This is a genomic window from Candidatus Desulfolinea nitratireducens (assembly GCF_982879505.1).
In genome coordinates this window covers 1-14968 of record NZ_CEYOSI010000074.1, presented here as the reverse complement: position 1 = coordinate 14968, position 14968 = coordinate 1, and the positions used below count along the sequence as shown (strand labels likewise).

Sequence of the window (14968 nt, the reverse complement as noted above, 5' to 3'; positions counted from 1 at the left end):
GATTATATAATTCTGTAAGAGGGTCGCGTAAAGCTTGTCTACGTAGCGAGGAATGCAATTCATTGATCTCTTTGAATTGTGCCTCCAGTTTTTGATGAGCTATTTTTTGTGCCTCATCTGCAATTTTTTGCTCGGTAATATCTTCTTTTACGGCGATATATTGTGTAACGGCCCCTGAGTCGTCAAAAACAGGTGAGATGGATGCTTTCTCCCAATACAGGTCTCCATTTTTCTTTTTGTTATGAAATGTGCCGTGCCATTCTTTTCCAGAGGTAATGGTACTCCAAAGATCTTCATAAAACATTTTGGAATGAGTGCCAGATTTTAATATGCGTAGATTTTTTCCTCGAACCTCATCAAATCTATATCCAGTTAATTCTTCAAATTTTGGATTCACTTCCTGTATATTCCCATCCGGGTCTGTGATGATAATGGACGCAGGATTGTGCTTTATCGCATAAGAGAAAGTCCGGAGAGTTTCCTCGACTCGTTTACGTCTTTCTATTTCATCTTCGGCACGATGTAAATAGCGCTGGATCATCCTTAATGCAACGAGAATTAGATTACCGATCAAACCGAATTGAATGGTGTATGAAATCCACTGTGTTATTCCTACAGTGTAATCCGCTTGGATAAGCAGGTTGTTTTGTTCAGCAAGGATTAAGCCTAAAAGAACAAGGGAAATGGAAAAGGTTGTGTAAAGTACTCCCTGCCTTCCGAATTGTAGTCCGGCAATGATAATCACCAGCATATAAGCCATCGTGGTTGGCGTACGGATCGTACCAAGTCCCATTATTCCCGCTGTGATCAAGAATATGCCAAGAACTAATGTGATCATGCTGGCCAGTTTTATAAAGCCTTGTTGCATGAGATAGCGTATGGCAAAACACGCAAATAAGAAGACAAGATTTAGGAGATTGGCATATATGGGTATTTTTCCACCGATGAAGTTTCCTATGATGACAAAAACAGTAAGCAGAATACCCGTCCATAATGCGGCATTAAGGGTAATCGCCAGACGGGTTTTTTCTTCGTCGCCTTCGAATTTTGGGGGAGCAAAAACCGAGGAAATTGTCATTGAATGGTTATAGTTGAATATATTCCCTTATTTGACGACCAAGAGTTTTTGAGCAGGTTGACGAAGAGCTTTTGTTGGGGTTTCATCAGCATAACCTAGAAAGATCATTGCCTGTGGCTGCCAGGTTTCCGGCAATTTTAATGAATCACGGGCTTCATTCTGTGCATAGAGTGGCCAACAGATCCAGTTTCCACCCAGGCTTTCTGCATGTGCCGCAAGGAGAATTTGAAGACCTGCCATGGCAACTGATTGTACCCCCATTTCTACCTCTTCCGGTTCTTCTTTGCGGATGGCATCCATATCGCGACAGAGCAGAATTATCAGGGGGGCCTCATCAATCCGCCGCAAGGAAATCATAACACGCTTATCTATCTCGGCTTGATCTGTGCCATCAGCCCTCATATCGGTTTGCATTTTCTTGGTCAAAGCTTCGCCCAGTTTTTTTCGATTTATTTTTTTCTGGACTGTTGCAAATCGCCAGGGTTGCAGATTGTGGGCAGAGGGGGCATGAACCGCGGTAGCGAGAATCCTGTCCACAACGGAAGCAGGTACAGGGTCAGGTTTGAAGCGGCGGACGGAACGCCGCGTCCGCAGGAAATGATGGAAATCGTTCATATTCTCTATTATAATCTGCGCCTCATCATATTATAAGGAGTTCAAATGGGCGAATCGTTAACCACGATCAGACGGCACGACCGTGAGATCACGGATAAAAACTGGATTATTGCATTATTGGATCGCGCTGGCTACGGTGTTCTGGCAACCTGCAAGGATGGTCAGCCATTTATGGTGGCGCGAAATTTTGCCTACGACCCGGAAAAGCACGCCATCTATTTTCATGGTGCCCGCAAGGGGCGCACCTTTGAAGATATCGGCGAAGGAACGCTGGCAAATTTAAATGTCAGTGAGATGGGCGAATGGATATTGGCTGAACGGGCGATGAATTTCGGAGTGATGTATAAAGGCGTGGTGGTTTTCGGACGACTTTCAATTGTGGAAGACAACGCTGAAGCCAAACATGGCCTGCAATTACTGATGGATAAGCATTTCCCTGAGTTGCGCCCGGACGTGGATTACGAAGCCACCACAGATACCGACCTGAAAGTAACAGCAGTGCTCAAACTGGATATTGATAGCTGGAGCGGAAAAGAAAAAAAGAGCTAAGTCACGAATGATGCGAATTTTCCGAATTACACGAAAAAGAGCTAAATCACGAATAATGCGAATGACACGAAATACACGAATAAGTGCAAGATCCATTTCGTTTCGGGGTGAGCATCTTGATCGGCATAAAACCCGATGGGAATATTGCGACGGTGTCTTTAGCGTCCGCTAAGCTTGTCTATTGAGATTTTGAAAAGCAATCGTTTTTCGCCAGGGGGAATGATCCAGGCTTTGCCGCGATATTTTTGTGAGAGGGCGTGGATATGCGCGTCTGCACCTTCTGTGGTGCGTTCAGCGACCTGGCCGCGAATTTGTACATATCGGTAAGGATCGATGGGGTCTTGGATAACGAGGGCAACGTTTGGGCGTGCCTGCATATTAAGATCTTTTGTGCGGCCCTCGGCAGTGTTGATCAAGAGATATTTTTCGTCCATGCTAAACCAGACTGGCGTGACCTGGGGTGTGCCGTCAGGCATGATGGTAGCAAGATAAAGATAGGCTTTGGCTTCATCTTTGAATAAATCTTGATAGCTTTCGGGAATATTCATTATTCTTCCTTTGGATTTGGCATGTACATATAGCACATATCATCAGAAATGAAATTGAGGATCTCACCCACTTCATCGTCTGGACAACCGAGCAAAAGTTTGATCTCGGCATCGCGGTCAACTATATCATAGGTGCATAAGATTCCTGTAAGAGCACGCCCTTCCAGCGGCCCAATCCAGACATCAATCCCATCGCCATCGGCAGCAAGGGTGCCCTCCACATAGCCATAATCCAATGGATAGATCAAATCAGGGAAATTCGGATGGGCTTTTCCCCTGGGTCGATCAATGACGATGGGATTGCTGACCACCAGATCAGCCATTTCCTGCCAAAACCCTTTTTCCAATATTTCTTTCATCGGAAGAGATCCTCCTCTTTGGGTCGTAATAACTCACTCAGCTTGCTTTCCCTTGGCGGATATGGAAATCCGCGCACGTGGATGATGGGCTGGGCCTCGTTTGCCTGGCCCATCATCAGGGATGCAGCGGCCGCCAACTCATCGGCTGCTCCGACCTGAGTGATCTTCAACTCACGTCCAAAGAGATCGTCCTCACCGCGTAAATCGACAAGTGCGGGGAAACCCGAGATGCCGATCGACATCCCGACCGTGCCCATCCGCCAGGCGCGTCCATGCGAGTCGATGATCAGGATGCCGATCTTAGCGCCGCTATCCTCTTCGAGTTTTTGGCGAAGGTTGGCAGCGGAGCGATCAGAATCCTCGGGGAGCAGGAGGGCAAATTCATCCCTTACCCCTGGCCCCTCTCCCGCACGCGGGAGAGGGGAATTTACATTTGAATGATCGATTCCGGCGTTTGCGCAGATGAAGCCCTGCTTATGTTCTACAACGATTAAGCCTGGGCGGATGCGGATGATTTCCCTGCTTTCACCCAGGATCAACTCCACGACGCGTGGGTCTTTGAGGGTTTCCTCAGCAAGTTGACGGGCGCGGGGACTCGGCTCCACATCTGCAAGATTAACAAGACGCCCCTCCGCTTTACTGACGATCTTTTGCGCAAGGACGAGGATATCACCATCCCGAAGCTGCAGGTTGGCATGCTGACAGGAATTTATAATGATCCTGGCGAGATCATCGCCTGTGTGGATCAGGGGGACATCTGGGAGGGGAGTAAGGGTCAGGTTTTTCATAGCGTTAATCTTATCATTTTTGAACCGTCAAGACGCAAAGAACACCAAGTCTCATTGTTGAAGACGCAAAGCTTTCCCTCTCCTGTGAAACGGGAGAGGGGAGTCCGAGCGAAGCGAGGACAGGTGATGGATATCGGGAACTAATTGGCGATTGAAAGCGTCATTGCTTCAAGATAAAATATAGATGTTAAAAGGAGAATCATTATGAATAACAAGGACAAAAAATCAACTATCAGCGTTGTAGCAATATTGATTACGGTAGTAGTTGTGGGGGCAGCTATTTTCTTTCTAAATCGTTATCAGCAAAGTGCAAATTTGACGGAGCTTCCCCTTCCGAATACCACGGGAGTTTCGACAGAGGGTGTCATTTCTCCGGACGAGGAGGGAGAAACACCGCTGATCTTTCGGTTAAGTGAAGGCGTGCCTCAGCCGGATGTGGTTGCCCCCTCCGTTTTTACGAAAGGTGCACCGCTTGGAGATGAGGAGCTTACGGCCCTTTTGGCGCGATTACCCGCCCTGATCGCGGATCCCTCCGACAAGGTGGATTTCAATTTGCCTGATGATGTTATCCCGCCCCCAAGACCGGGCGCGACCATCGAAGAAGCCTTCCCGCCGGAAGGCGGAGCTGCACCGGTGGCTGTTGAAGCCGGGCCGCTCGAGGTTTTGCGATTCGCGCCTGAGGGCGAAATCCCGATCGCTCCTTTTGTCAATATTACCTTTAACCAGCCGATGGTGCCGCTGACAACCATTGAAGATCTCGCCGCCGGGGAAGTGCCTGTGCAGATCTTTCCGGCGCTACCGGGGACCTGGCGCTGGCTGGGAACAAAGACCCTAAATTTTCAATATGATTCCGAGCTGATCGACCGGATGCCGATGTCGACCGAATATCAGGTCGTAATTCCTGCCGGTACCGAGTCGGCGATTGGCGGGGTCCTGGCTGAAAGCGTGGAATTTAAATTCAGCACCCCCACGCCGACGATAGTCCGCAGTTATCCTTATTACAACCCCCAACCATTGGAGCCGATCTTTTTCATCTCCTTTGACCAGCGGATTGACCCTGCCAGCGTCCTGGAGACGATCGTGGTCACCGCTGATAATAACCTGATTGGCGTGAAGCTGGCCAATGAGAATGAGATCGCCGAAGATGATGTCGTCAGCCAATTGGTCGAAAATGCCAACGAAGGCCGTTGGCTGGCATTCAGGGCCTTTGAGCCTCTGCCTGTCGATTCTCAGATCAGCATCACGATCGGCCCCAATACTCCCTCGGCAGAGGGACCCTTGGTCACCCAATCTGCGCAATCATATTCCTTTTACACTTACGCACCGCTTAAAATAACAGATCACCATTGCGCATGGTCGGAAGATTGTCGTCCGCTGATGCCGCTTTCGATTGAATTTAATAATCCCATTGATGGGGAGAGTTTTGAAGAGGGGATGCTCCAAATATCCCCGGAACTTGCCGGGGCCTCGGTGAATATTTCTGGAAATATGATCCAGATCAGCGGGGCGACCGAGGGACAGACCACCTATCTGGTCACGGTCGATGAAGATGTGGTGGATGTCTTCGGACAAAAGCTTGGCCGCGATGAGCAACTTCGCTTCCGGATCGGCTCGGCAGAGCCTTTCCTGGTTGGCCCTGATGAACGCTTTATCACCCTTGATCCGGCTGCCAGCGATCCGGCGATCACGCTTTATCTGATGAATTATAAAAAGCTGGATTTGCAGATCTACGCCGTCGAGCCTTCAGATTGGCCCGCATATCTGACCTATCTGGATGAATACCAGTGGACAGACAAACCCGCTAATCCGCCCGGTCGACTCCTTGTGGATGAGGTCCGGGAGTTTGATACCAGGACCGATTCCCTGACAGAGGTGAATATTGACCTGGGTGAGGTGATGAGGGGCGACTACGGACATTTTATTGTGGTCGCCAAACCACCAAGCAGCATTTTTGAGAATGAACGCTATTGGGAAACGGTCCAGGTTTGGGCCCAGGTGACGAAGATCGGCCTGGATGCTTTTTCTGACCACAGCGAAATGGTCCTGTGGGCAAGCGCGCTCGAAGATGGATCACCGCTCTCCGGGATTAACATTAATGCCGATTCCAGCGAGATCAATGCCACCACTGGCGAAGACGGTGTCGCCAAATTTGACCTTCCCTCTGGAGGGGCAGCCTATCTGACTGCACAAAAGGGCGATGACCTGGCGATGCTGCCGCAGAATTCCTATTATTGGGATGAAAGCGGCTGGCACCGACAAAGCGTTTATGATGATCTGCGCTGGTTTGTCTATGATGACCGACAGATGTACAGACCCGGCGAGGAAGTCCACCTCAAGGGCTGGATCCGGAAAGTTGGCGGCGGGCAATTGGGGGATGTTGGTCTCTTTGGTGATTCCCTGACCGGAGTCAATTACCGCTTGACCGGCCCACAGGGAAACGAATTGGCGACGGGGCGCATGGATGTCAACTTGCTCGGCGGCTTCGACTTTGTGCTCGAGTTACCGGAAAGCGTTAATCTGGGCTATGCCCAGTTGGAGATGTATGCTGAGGGCAGCCTTGGCTCTGTCAACAGTACCTATTATTACCATTCCTTCCAGATCCAGGAATTCCGCCGTCCGGAATTTGAAGTCACGGCGCGGAATGAAACAGTGGGACCCTATTTTGCAGGTGACCATGCCATTCTGGCTGTTGAAGCAAAATATTTTGCCGGCGGCGCTCTTCCCAATGCCGAAACAAATTGGTGGGTCAATTCCACAGAGACTAATTATTCACCGCCGAATTGGCCGGATTTCAGCTTTGGCTATTGGACGCCCTGGTGGTGGTGGAGCTATGAAGATTTTGGCTATCAGGAAGGTTCGCAGGGTGAGAGTTTTAGCAGTTTTACCGATGCCACGGGCACCCATTATCTGCGCCTTGATCTGGACGAAGGGGAGACTTCCCGCCCTGTGAGCATCACTGCCGAAGCGACCGTGATGGACCTCAATCGTCAGGCCTGGACGAGCGGCACCAGCCTCCTTGTGCACCCGGCTGATGTGTATGTCGGCATGCGCAGCGAACGCTATTTTGTTGAACGCGGCGAGCCATTGGAAATTGAGTTGATCCTTACCGATCTGGATGGGAATGCGATTGCAGACCGTCCGATCCTGGTCGAGGCCGCCCGTCTTGAGTGGAAATCGCAGGGTGGCTGGCATGAGGAAGAGGTGGATATTCAGAAATGTGAAATTAACTCTGCGCTTGAGCCTGTCAATTGCTCATTCGAGACACCCGTTGGCGGTCGATATCAGATCACTGCCACGATCAATGATGAACAGGGACGGGCCAATCAGAGCCGAATGACCCGTTGGGTCAGCGGTGGTGAAAGACCGCCCTCCAGAGAAGTAGAACAGGAAGAGATCACCCTGATTCCCGACAAAGAGATTTACCAACCCGGCGACGTGGCCGAGATCCTTGTCCAGACGCCATTTACGCCTGCCGAAGTTTTGCTGACTGTCAGCCGGAGCGGGATCCTGTATACCGAACGTTTCCTGATCGCAGAAGGCACGGCCACCCTGCGTGTCCCGATCGAGGAGGCCCATATCCCCAATCTCAATATCCAGGTGGATGCGGTCGGTTCCGCACCGCGCGTGGACGATCTTGGTGAACCGATCGAAGCTGCACCGGACCGCCCGGCCTATGCGACCGGAACGCTGAACCTTGGCATTCCACCGCTATCCCGTACATTGGAACTCAAGGCCTCTCTTGCTCAGGACGAAGTCGAACCCGGCGGCAGGACCAGTCTCTCCCTTGAACTGGTAGATGCCAATGGTGAACCTGTTTCAGGCGCCGAGATGGCCGTCGTCGTTGTCGATGAGGCTATCCTGGCGCTGACGAATTATCAACTGGCTGACCCGATCTCCACCTTTTACAGCCAGCGTCCTGCTGATCTGAGCAGCATTTATGGACGGGCAAATATCGTCCTGACCGATCCGCTTGCCCTGGCACGTGCTGCACAGGATGGCGGCGAACTGCAGGCTATGGCAACCAATGCTGCGGCTGATTCCTTCAAATCATTTGGCGCAGTCTCAGAAGGTGAAGCCATGCCTGAATTGGCGATGGAGGCTCCCGCGGCTGCCCCGATGGAAGAAAGGATGGAACTGGATGACGCTGGCAGAGGTGGAGGAGCTGATGCAAATACACCGATCACCGTGCGGAGTGATTTCAACCCCCTGGCGACCTTTGCCGCCGAAGTAAAAACCAATTCACTTGGTAAGGCGACCATTTCGATCAAGGTGCCCGACAATCTGACCCGCTACCGCGTAATGGTCGTGGCGGTTGATGCTGGCGGGAACCAATTCGGTTCTGCCGAAGCAAACCTGACCGCACGTCTGCCGCTGATGGTCCGTCCCTCTGCCCCGCGCTTCCTGAACTTTGGCGACAGCTTTGAGCTGCCGATCCTGCTCCAGAACCAGACCGATGAGCCGATCGAGGTGGATGTTGTCGCCGAGGCGACAAATATTACATTTACTGATGGTCAAGGGCAGCGTGTAACCGTCCCCGCAAATGACCGCGTGGAAGTCCGCTTCGCGGCGAAGACCCAAATGGCGGGTCTGGCCAAATTCCAGATCGGGGCAGTCTCGGGAAGTTTCGCCGATGCGGCCACGGTCGAGTTGCCCGTTTATACCCCGGCCACAACCGAAGCCTTTGCAACCTATGGCGTGGTCGACTCTGGCGCGATCGCTCAGCCCGTGGCGTCACCACCGAATGTCTTCCCGCAGTTTGGCGGTTTGGAGATCCAGACCTCATCCACAGCATTGCAGGCGCTGACGGATGCGGTCCTCTATCTTTCAAACTATCCCTTTGAATGCACCGAGCAGATCAGTTCGCGTGTACTGGGCATCGCTGCACTGAGGGACGTTTTAACGGCCTTCGAGGCTGAGGGGCTGCCCTCCGCCGTCGATATGGAGGCAGCCGTCCAGCGCGATGTGACCCGCCTGCAGGGAATGCAGAATTACGATGGGGGTTTCCCCTACTGGCGCCGCGGACAGGAATCGATCCCCTTTAATACCATCCATGCTGCGCACGCTTTACAGCGTGCGATGGATAAGGGTTTTGATGTCCCCGCCAATATGCAGCAACAGCTTTCCGGCTACCTGGTCAATATTGAGAATTACTACCCCTATTGGTACAGCGTGCAGACCCGCAGAACCTTGAGTTCCTATGCGCTCTATGTCCGTGATCTGATGGGCGATAATGACTCCGCCAAGGCGCTGGCCTTGCTAGAAGAGGCCGGTCTTGAAGGCCTGACCTATGATGCGATCGGCTGGCTCTGGCAGGTCATCCTGGATGATCCCCGCGCTGCAGCCGACCTGGATGAGATCCGCCTCTACATCAATAACCATGCCGTCGAAACAGCTGGGGCGGCGAATTTCACCACAGCTTATGATGATCAGACCTATCTGCTGCTGGGGTCGAACCGACGCACGGATGCGATCCTGCTGGATGCGATCATCGCCGACGGCCCGGATGCGGACCTGATCCCGAAATTGGTCAATGGTTTAATGGCCCATCGGAAGAAGGGACATTGGGGGAGTACCCAGGAAAACGTCTTTGTGCTCCTGGCGCTGGACCGTTATTTCAACACCTACGAATCCCAGACCCCTGACTTTGTGGCCCGGATCTGGCTGGGCGAGACCTACGCCGGGGCGCATGCCTATGAGGGCTATTCCACCGAACGGCATGAGACCAAGATCCCGATGGCCTTTCTCGTCGACGGGGCTGACTTGCAGGACCTGACTCTGAGCAAAGACGGCGTCGGCAGGCTCTATTACCGACTCGGCCTGCGCTACGCCCCGACCGACCTGGATCTTGACCCGATCGATATGGGCTTTGTCGTCCAGCGTGAATATGAGGCCGTGGATGATGTCGAGGATGTCTGGCGCGACGATGATGGCGTCTGGCATATCAGGGCGGGCGCCCGCGTCCGCGTCAAGCTGAAAATGGTCGCCGATAACCGACGCTACCATGTGGCATTGGTCGATCCGCTCCCCGCTGGTTTGGAGATCGTCAATCCCGATCTGGCGGTATCCGGCTCGACACCTCAGGAACCCGACAGTTTTGAATCACGCTATGGCTGGTGGTGGTGGGGAACATGGTATGAGCATCAGAACCTGCGCGATGAACGGGCCGAGGCCTTTACCTCCCTGCTCTGGGATGGGGTCTACGATTACAGCTATATCGCCCGCGCGACTACGCCCGGGAAGTTCATCGCCCCGCCTGCCAAGGCTGAAGAGATGTACTCGCCTGAGGTCTTTGGGAGAAGTGGCAGCGATTGGGTGATTGTTGAATAAACAAGATTGTTATTAGAAAAGAAGAGACCCTCAAAGGAGGGTCTCTTTTTTTACGTGATGGTGAGAGCGGCTGTTGGACTTAGCGCTTTCCCAGAATTTCCGCCAAATAGGATTAGCGAAAAATATGAGCTGATTTTATTCTTTCGTAATATTTTTTGGTTGTCTTTTTGCAATAGTTAGCAAAGCTCGTAATGCTTCATTGACAGAATCATGGTCAGGAAAATACGGACTTATATCAGAATCAATTACAACAACATTTGTGCCCTCAGCGTATCTTTTAGCGTATTTACCGCGAATACCTTTACTGAAATCATATTCTTCCAACATTTCGGGATCATTTGACAATTTTTTCATAATATTTTCTTTCTTTTTGAGTTGCCTTTCTGGCGCTAATTATCCGCATATTATCTCCGCGTTCAATATGAACAACTGTAAGGATGCGGTTTTTTAGTGAATTACCAATAATTACAAATCGATCCTCAGATTCAGAGTGAAGGGGGTCGTAAATCGTCAAAGAATAAGTGTCTAAAAAAACAGTGCTGGCTTCATCAAAGCTAATACCATGTTTTTTCTCATTTGTTTGAGCTTTTTGTGGATTCCATTCAAATATCATCGATATTCTTCTTTTAAGGAGTGGGAACCATGGCTTTATTATAGCACGCGGGAAGTGTACTCCCTAGGCCTTTACCTCCCTGCTCTGGGATGGGGGCTACGACCACAGCTATATCGCCCGCGCGACCGCAAAATTCGCGTTCCATAAGAGATAATTTATAAAGCAATCCGCAAGCATGTTAGAGCACGCCTGCGGATCTAATTCCCGCCGCAGGTGGCACCCACGACGAAAGCTAGTGTAAATTATAGCACAGGGGATTTTTCTAAAGTAGAAGAAATGCCGCCATTCTCAGAAGGTGAAAACCGTTATTGTTGAGGTAGTCCTTGGGTGGGGTGATCGCATGGACGTGAACGTCCACGCTAATAGCTGAAGCCCGCTGCCCTAAAGGATGCTTCGCAAAAAGCGGACTCCCGAACCCTTGCGTGGAGGAGTCGACATTAGTCGGCTTTAGCTGAATAGCACGGGGATTAATTCCCGTGCGGATGGGATTTATCATCAGCAAAGTCTTCTTGGTCAACAGCTTAGACCTATTTCTTGTTTCTCGTCTAAAAGTAAATCCCCTAAAGCAGAGAGCATATCAATCAAAGTAATCCTTATCCTCCTCCGAGAGATACTTCTGAGCCTTGTCGATATTGAAATCAACGCCCAGCCCGGGAGCATCCCATACCTCGATCAAACTGTTTTGGACAATCGGATTCGGCAAGCCCTCGACAATCTCATACCACCAATCAGGATGAGCAACCGGGTACTCAAAGCCGATAAAGTTCTGCGGAAGCGTCGCTGCCACTTGAACATGGGCAGCCAGACCAAATAAGCCATCAAATATCCCATGGGGTGCGATCAGGATTCCGTGTAAATCCGCGTATTCGGCCACCCATTTGAGCTCGGCAATCCCCCCAATATCGGCAGGATCGGGACCGATGATATTAACGGCGTGGTTTTCAATCAGCTCTTTGAAATTTTGGCGGAGATAGATTTGCTCCCCGGTATGGATGGGTGTGGAGGTGCTGGTTGTAATATCCCGATAGATATCGGCGAGCACATAGGGGGAGTAATCCCCCGTAAAGGTATCCTCCAACCACATCAAATTCAGGGGTTCCACGGCTTTGGCGAAACGAATAATGTCCGTAGGCATCCAGCCCGGGCCACAATCCAGGGCCAGGCCGACCTCATCCCCGAGCACATCCTTCATCGCCTCAACGCAGGCAATGACATGCTTCATCCCGCGTTCCGTCAACAATCCGCGATTGGGATGTGGGGGATCTTTCTGGGTTGGCCTTCTGCTGAGGAATTCTTCAATCGACCAGACTTGAGATTCTTGCTCCGGAACCTCCCCGAAAAAGAAATCCGGCACTTGCAGAGGCATGGCGCTGTGAAAGCCGATCCCCTGCTTGATGATCGAAAACCCCTCCGGGCTTGCTTTCATTTTTGCCACATTCTCGGCATAGTCCTCTGGTTCTGAGCCTGTCATCGGAAAACGGACGCCGCCGTTATACGCCCGGACCTTGTCACGCACCTTGCCCCCCAATAGTTTGTAAACCGGGATCCCGGCTGCCTTTCCCGCAATATCCCAAAGGGCGATCTCGATCGCACTGACGGCACTTCCCCATGGTTTAAAGCTCCCCAGACGACGGATCTTGCGCATCACGCTTTCGACATTGGTTGGATCCTCCCCGATCAAATAGGGTTTATAAAAAAGCACCTGAGGTTTCAGGAAGTATTTTGTGGCCTCGATCTCGCCATGACCGTAAATCCCCTCATCCGTAACGATTCTGACAATCGGGCTGTGTCCAATCACGGCACATTTCAAATCAACAATTTTCATTTCACTCCTCCGATTTTTAGATTCGCGAGCTCAGAAAATAATATCTCAGTTCAGAGAATTATAAAAGCAAATCATGATAAATATTCCCGGATGTATGACCTACCATTGAAGTAAATGTTATAATTCTTCAAACTTAAAGGAAGTTGGAATATGTGCGAAAACTGCAAGATTGACACATTGGTCATCCTCTATGTGACCAACGAAGAAATCGACGAATTGACCAAAAATCTGATTGAGAAACATTTCTTTTTTACGCGCATGGCTAGCAGCGGTGGTTTTTTCAATTTCCCCAATACCAGCTTGCTGATTGGAATCTCCAAAGACCGCCTGAGCGATCTCAAGGCATTGATCAAAAAATGTTGTCGGCGACGTAAGATTCATGTTGCCACCCAGACACATATCCATTCCTATCCACATCACAGCGCGCCCGTGATGGTTGAGGCCGAATTCGGTGGCGCAACCATGCAAATGTTGGCGGTTGAGCATTTTGAACAGTTTTAGAGGAAGATCGAATGAAACTTATTCTTGCTGTCGTTAGAGATATTGATAGCGAATCAATTATCCGCTCGTTGGTCAAAGCCGGGTACCGGGTAACCCGCCTGGCAAGCATGGGCGGTTTTTTGCATCGGGGGAACATGACCTTGATGATCGGAGTGGAAGATGGCCAGGAGCAGGTTGTCATTGACTTAATGCGTGAAGCGGTTGGTCCACCTGAAAAAGAACAACACCGTGTGACATTATTTCTACTGGACGCCATCGGGTCTGAACATTTCTAAGCTTTACTTCAAAGGCAGATAATTGATGAAAGCAACCCAAACATTGCGTATATTTAATACGCGCTTGCGCAATTCTGTAACTCAGTTTGCTACGGGTGGTAATTGGGCAATTGAGTTCTCAAAAGGAACTCGACATAACCTGCGAAGTTTCTTTTTTGATGGCGTTTCAGCCTCGGCCAGCGATTCGATCATTCTGACCTATTTGACGCTGTATTTACTTTCCCTGGGGGGAGGGACCGCCGATGTCGGTTTGATGACCTCTCTGGCCAGCTTGAGTGCGGTTTTATTATTAATTCCAGGAGCGAAACTGGTAGATCGCACCGGAAAACGAAAAATGATCGTGCTTATGTCTGGAGGAGGTATTCGCAGAATTGCCATCCTGCTGCTTGCAATGGTCCCTTTGGCAATCAGTGGCAAAGCCGCAATTTACGTAGTAATTGCACTTATGGTAATTATGGATGGGATGGGGAATCTGGGCCTTCCCGCCTGGATCTCGATGACGGCTGATATTGTTCCTTTATCCAAACGTGGACGATATTTCGGTACCCGCAACATGGCAATGGGGGTCTCCAAAATACTGACTACCTTTATCGTTGGCTTGATGATTACACGGATTGGTTCCCCAGTAGGATTTCAATGGGCGATGGGATTGGCTTTCATTTTTGGGATGATATCGACATCATATTTTTCGCGCATCAATGAAACTGAATTCGCGGAGAAAAAGCCTTTTAGAGGAAAAACAGAAAGCTACTCAATCAAAGCATTAATATCAACACTGCGATCTGATCGTAACTTTACGTTATTTTGCATCTATACCGCGGTTTGGACATTTTCACTAAGTTTAGCTGGCCCCTTCTTCAGCGTTTATATGGTGCAAGATTTAAAAGCCACGGCCGCTTTTGTGGGAGTGACCTCGATTGTCTCGGCCTTATCAAGCATTCCGGCGCAAAAATTGTTTGGTCCCCTGGCAGATAAGTGGGGAGCGCGGAAGCTCATATTGGTTACAAGTGGCATTATCCCAATACTGCCTTTAATGTGGTATTTCACCAGTGAACCCTGGCACGTATTTCCGATAAATACCATTGGGGGAGCTCTTTGGGCGGGCTATGGTATTGCCACTTTTAATTTCCTGCTTTCTGTCTCTCCGGCTGAGCAACGGGCGCGCTACACTGCTTTGTATCAAATTTCAGTTGCGAGCTCAGCTGCTCTGGGGGCAGCCCTGGGAGGCGTTGTCGCTAACTATTTGGGGCTGAACATTATTTTTTTGCTTTCTGGAATAGGTAGATTTATGGCTGCAGGCATATTTGCAAAGTTTGTCCACTCACCAACAGAAGAGCAAGCCTACCTTCAATCCTCTGGTCAATTTAAATAGGAGCAACTCCCACACTTTGGATAGGTCATTATTAACGGTTGGTCAGAGGGATTCGGATGAGGCTATTATAGCGATATTTCCACGATCCAGAACCATTTCAATTCAGCAATACTATCAG

Annotated in this window: 14 protein-coding genes; 5 read left to right on the top strand and 9 right to left on the bottom strand. The window is 50.3% G+C overall.

Going from position 1 to position 14968, the window contains the following annotated elements; translation table 11 throughout:
• On the bottom strand, window positions 1-1078 hold a 1078-nt coding region (locus AC3DOM_RS08365; protein WP_487918587.1), incomplete at its 3' end, for a PAS domain-containing protein.
• Window positions 1079-1105: 27 nt separating this feature from the next.
• On the bottom strand, window positions 1106-1693 hold the full coding sequence (locus AC3DOM_RS08360) for a nitroreductase family protein (protein WP_487918586.1): 588 nt from the start codon (window positions 1691-1693) through the stop codon (window positions 1106-1108).
• A 45-nt stretch (window positions 1694-1738) separates the two neighbouring features.
• Between AC3DOM_RS08360 and AC3DOM_RS08355 the strand changes: the two genes are divergently transcribed.
• The gene (locus AC3DOM_RS08355) at window positions 1739-2242 is read left to right on the top strand and encodes a pyridoxamine 5'-phosphate oxidase family protein (RefSeq protein WP_487918585.1); all 504 of its coding nucleotides are present in this window, start codon (window positions 1739-1741) and stop codon (window positions 2240-2242) included.
• A 158-nt stretch (window positions 2243-2400) separates the two neighbouring features.
• Here AC3DOM_RS08355 and AC3DOM_RS08350 read toward each other — a convergent pair whose 3' ends face one another.
• The 3 genes from AC3DOM_RS08350 to cofE are packed head-to-tail and all read right to left on the bottom strand — an operon-like array spanning window position 2401 to window position 3937.
• Window positions 2401-2790, bottom strand: coding sequence for a PPOX class F420-dependent oxidoreductase (locus tag AC3DOM_RS08350; protein ID WP_487918584.1), 390 nt, complete (start codon window positions 2788-2790; stop codon window positions 2401-2403).
• On the bottom strand, window positions 2790-3149 hold the full coding sequence (locus AC3DOM_RS08345; RefSeq protein ID WP_487918583.1) for an inorganic pyrophosphatase: 360 nt from the start codon (window positions 3147-3149) through the stop codon (window positions 2790-2792). Before AC3DOM_RS08345 ends, AC3DOM_RS08350 begins: the two co-directional genes overlap by 1 nt.
• On the bottom strand, window positions 3146-3937 hold the full coding sequence (gene cofE / locus AC3DOM_RS08340) for a coenzyme F420-0:L-glutamate ligase (RefSeq protein ID WP_487918582.1): 792 nt from the start codon (window positions 3935-3937) through the stop codon (window positions 3146-3148). The genes AC3DOM_RS08345 and cofE overlap by 4 nt, the downstream gene beginning before the upstream one ends.
• Before the next feature lie 204 nt (window positions 3938-4141).
• Between cofE and AC3DOM_RS08335 the strand changes: the two genes are divergently transcribed.
• Window positions 4142-10264 (top strand): alpha-2-macroglobulin family protein, encoded by a 6123-nt coding sequence (locus AC3DOM_RS08335; RefSeq protein WP_487918581.1) that lies wholly within the window; start codon window positions 4142-4144, stop codon window positions 10262-10264.
• 135 nt (window positions 10265-10399) lie between these two features.
• On the opposite strand, the gene AC3DOM_RS08330 is transcribed toward AC3DOM_RS08335, so the two are convergent.
• From AC3DOM_RS08330 to AC3DOM_RS08315, 4 genes are all read right to left on the bottom strand, one after another.
• Entirely contained in the window at window positions 10400-10618 is a 219-nt protein-coding gene (locus AC3DOM_RS08330; RefSeq protein WP_487918580.1) for a hypothetical protein, read from the bottom strand.
• Window positions 10599-10877 carry a BrnT family toxin gene (locus AC3DOM_RS08325; protein ID WP_487918579.1) on the bottom strand — a complete coding sequence of 93 codons (279 nt, stop codon included), beginning with the start codon at window positions 10875-10877 and terminating at the stop codon, window positions 10599-10601. Before AC3DOM_RS08325 ends, AC3DOM_RS08330 begins: the two co-directional genes overlap by 20 nt.
• 262 nt (window positions 10878-11139) lie before the next feature.
• Complete coding sequence (locus AC3DOM_RS08320; RefSeq protein ID WP_487918578.1) at window positions 11140-11394, bottom strand: hypothetical protein; 255 nt, start codon at window positions 11392-11394, stop codon at window positions 11140-11142.
• A gap of 60 nt (window positions 11395-11454) precedes the next feature.
• Window positions 11455-12702, bottom strand: coding sequence for a mandelate racemase/muconate lactonizing enzyme family protein (locus AC3DOM_RS08315; RefSeq protein ID WP_487918577.1), 1248 nt, complete (start codon window positions 12700-12702; stop codon window positions 11455-11457).
• A gap of 150 nt (window positions 12703-12852) precedes the next feature.
• Here AC3DOM_RS08315 and AC3DOM_RS08310 point away from each other — a divergent pair, with 150 nt between their 5' ends.
• Genes AC3DOM_RS08310 through AC3DOM_RS08300 form a run of 3 tightly spaced genes read left to right on the top strand, consistent with a single transcriptional unit; the run spans window position 12853 to window position 14850 of the window.
• Complete coding sequence (locus AC3DOM_RS08310) at window positions 12853-13203, top strand: cyclic-di-AMP receptor (protein WP_487918576.1); 351 nt, start codon at window positions 12853-12855, stop codon at window positions 13201-13203.
• Between the two features lie 11 nt (window positions 13204-13214).
• On the top strand, window positions 13215-13478 hold the full coding sequence (locus AC3DOM_RS08305) for a cyclic-di-AMP receptor (RefSeq protein WP_487918575.1): 264 nt from the start codon (window positions 13215-13217) through the stop codon (window positions 13476-13478).
• Window positions 13479-13503: 25 nt separating this feature from the next.
• Window positions 13504-14850, top strand: coding sequence for an MFS transporter (locus tag AC3DOM_RS08300; RefSeq protein WP_487918574.1), 1347 nt, complete (start codon window positions 13504-13506; stop codon window positions 14848-14850).
• Window positions 14851-14968: the final 118 nt, after the last annotated feature.

Excerpts from the sequence above, each read along its gene's own strand:
- AC3DOM_RS08360 (WP_487918586.1), bottom strand. The coding sequence starts at position 1,693 with ATGAACGATTTCCATCATTTCCTGCGGACGCGGCGTTCCGTCCGCCGC.
- AC3DOM_RS08355 (WP_487918585.1), top strand. The coding sequence starts at position 1,739 with ATGGGCGAATCGTTAACCACGATCAGACGGCACGACCGTGAGATCACG.
- AC3DOM_RS08350 (WP_487918584.1), bottom strand. The coding sequence starts at position 2,790 with ATGAATATTCCCGAAAGCTATCAAGATTTATTCAAAGATGAAGCCAAA.
- AC3DOM_RS08345 (WP_487918583.1), bottom strand. The coding sequence starts at position 3,149 with ATGAAAGAAATATTGGAAAAAGGGTTTTGGCAGGAAATGGCTGATCTG.
- cofE (WP_487918582.1), bottom strand. The coding sequence starts at position 3,937 with ATGAAAAACCTGACCCTTACTCCCCTCCCAGATGTCCCCCTGATCCAC.
- AC3DOM_RS08335 (WP_487918581.1), top strand. The coding sequence starts at position 4,142 with ATGAATAACAAGGACAAAAAATCAACTATCAGCGTTGTAGCAATATTG.
- AC3DOM_RS08330 (WP_487918580.1), bottom strand. The coding sequence starts at position 10,618 with ATGAAAAAATTGTCAAATGATCCCGAAATGTTGGAAGAATATGATTTC.
- AC3DOM_RS08325 (WP_487918579.1), bottom strand. The coding sequence starts at position 10,877 with ATGATATTTGAATGGAATCCACAAAAAGCTCAAACAAATGAGAAAAAA.
- AC3DOM_RS08315 (WP_487918577.1), bottom strand. The coding sequence starts at position 12,702 with ATGAAAATTGTTGATTTGAAATGTGCCGTGATTGGACACAGCCCGATT.
- AC3DOM_RS08310 (WP_487918576.1), top strand. The coding sequence starts at position 12,853 with ATGTGCGAAAACTGCAAGATTGACACATTGGTCATCCTCTATGTGACC.
- AC3DOM_RS08305 (WP_487918575.1), top strand. The coding sequence starts at position 13,215 with ATGAAACTTATTCTTGCTGTCGTTAGAGATATTGATAGCGAATCAATT.
- AC3DOM_RS08300 (WP_487918574.1), top strand. The coding sequence starts at position 13,504 with ATGAAAGCAACCCAAACATTGCGTATATTTAATACGCGCTTGCGCAAT.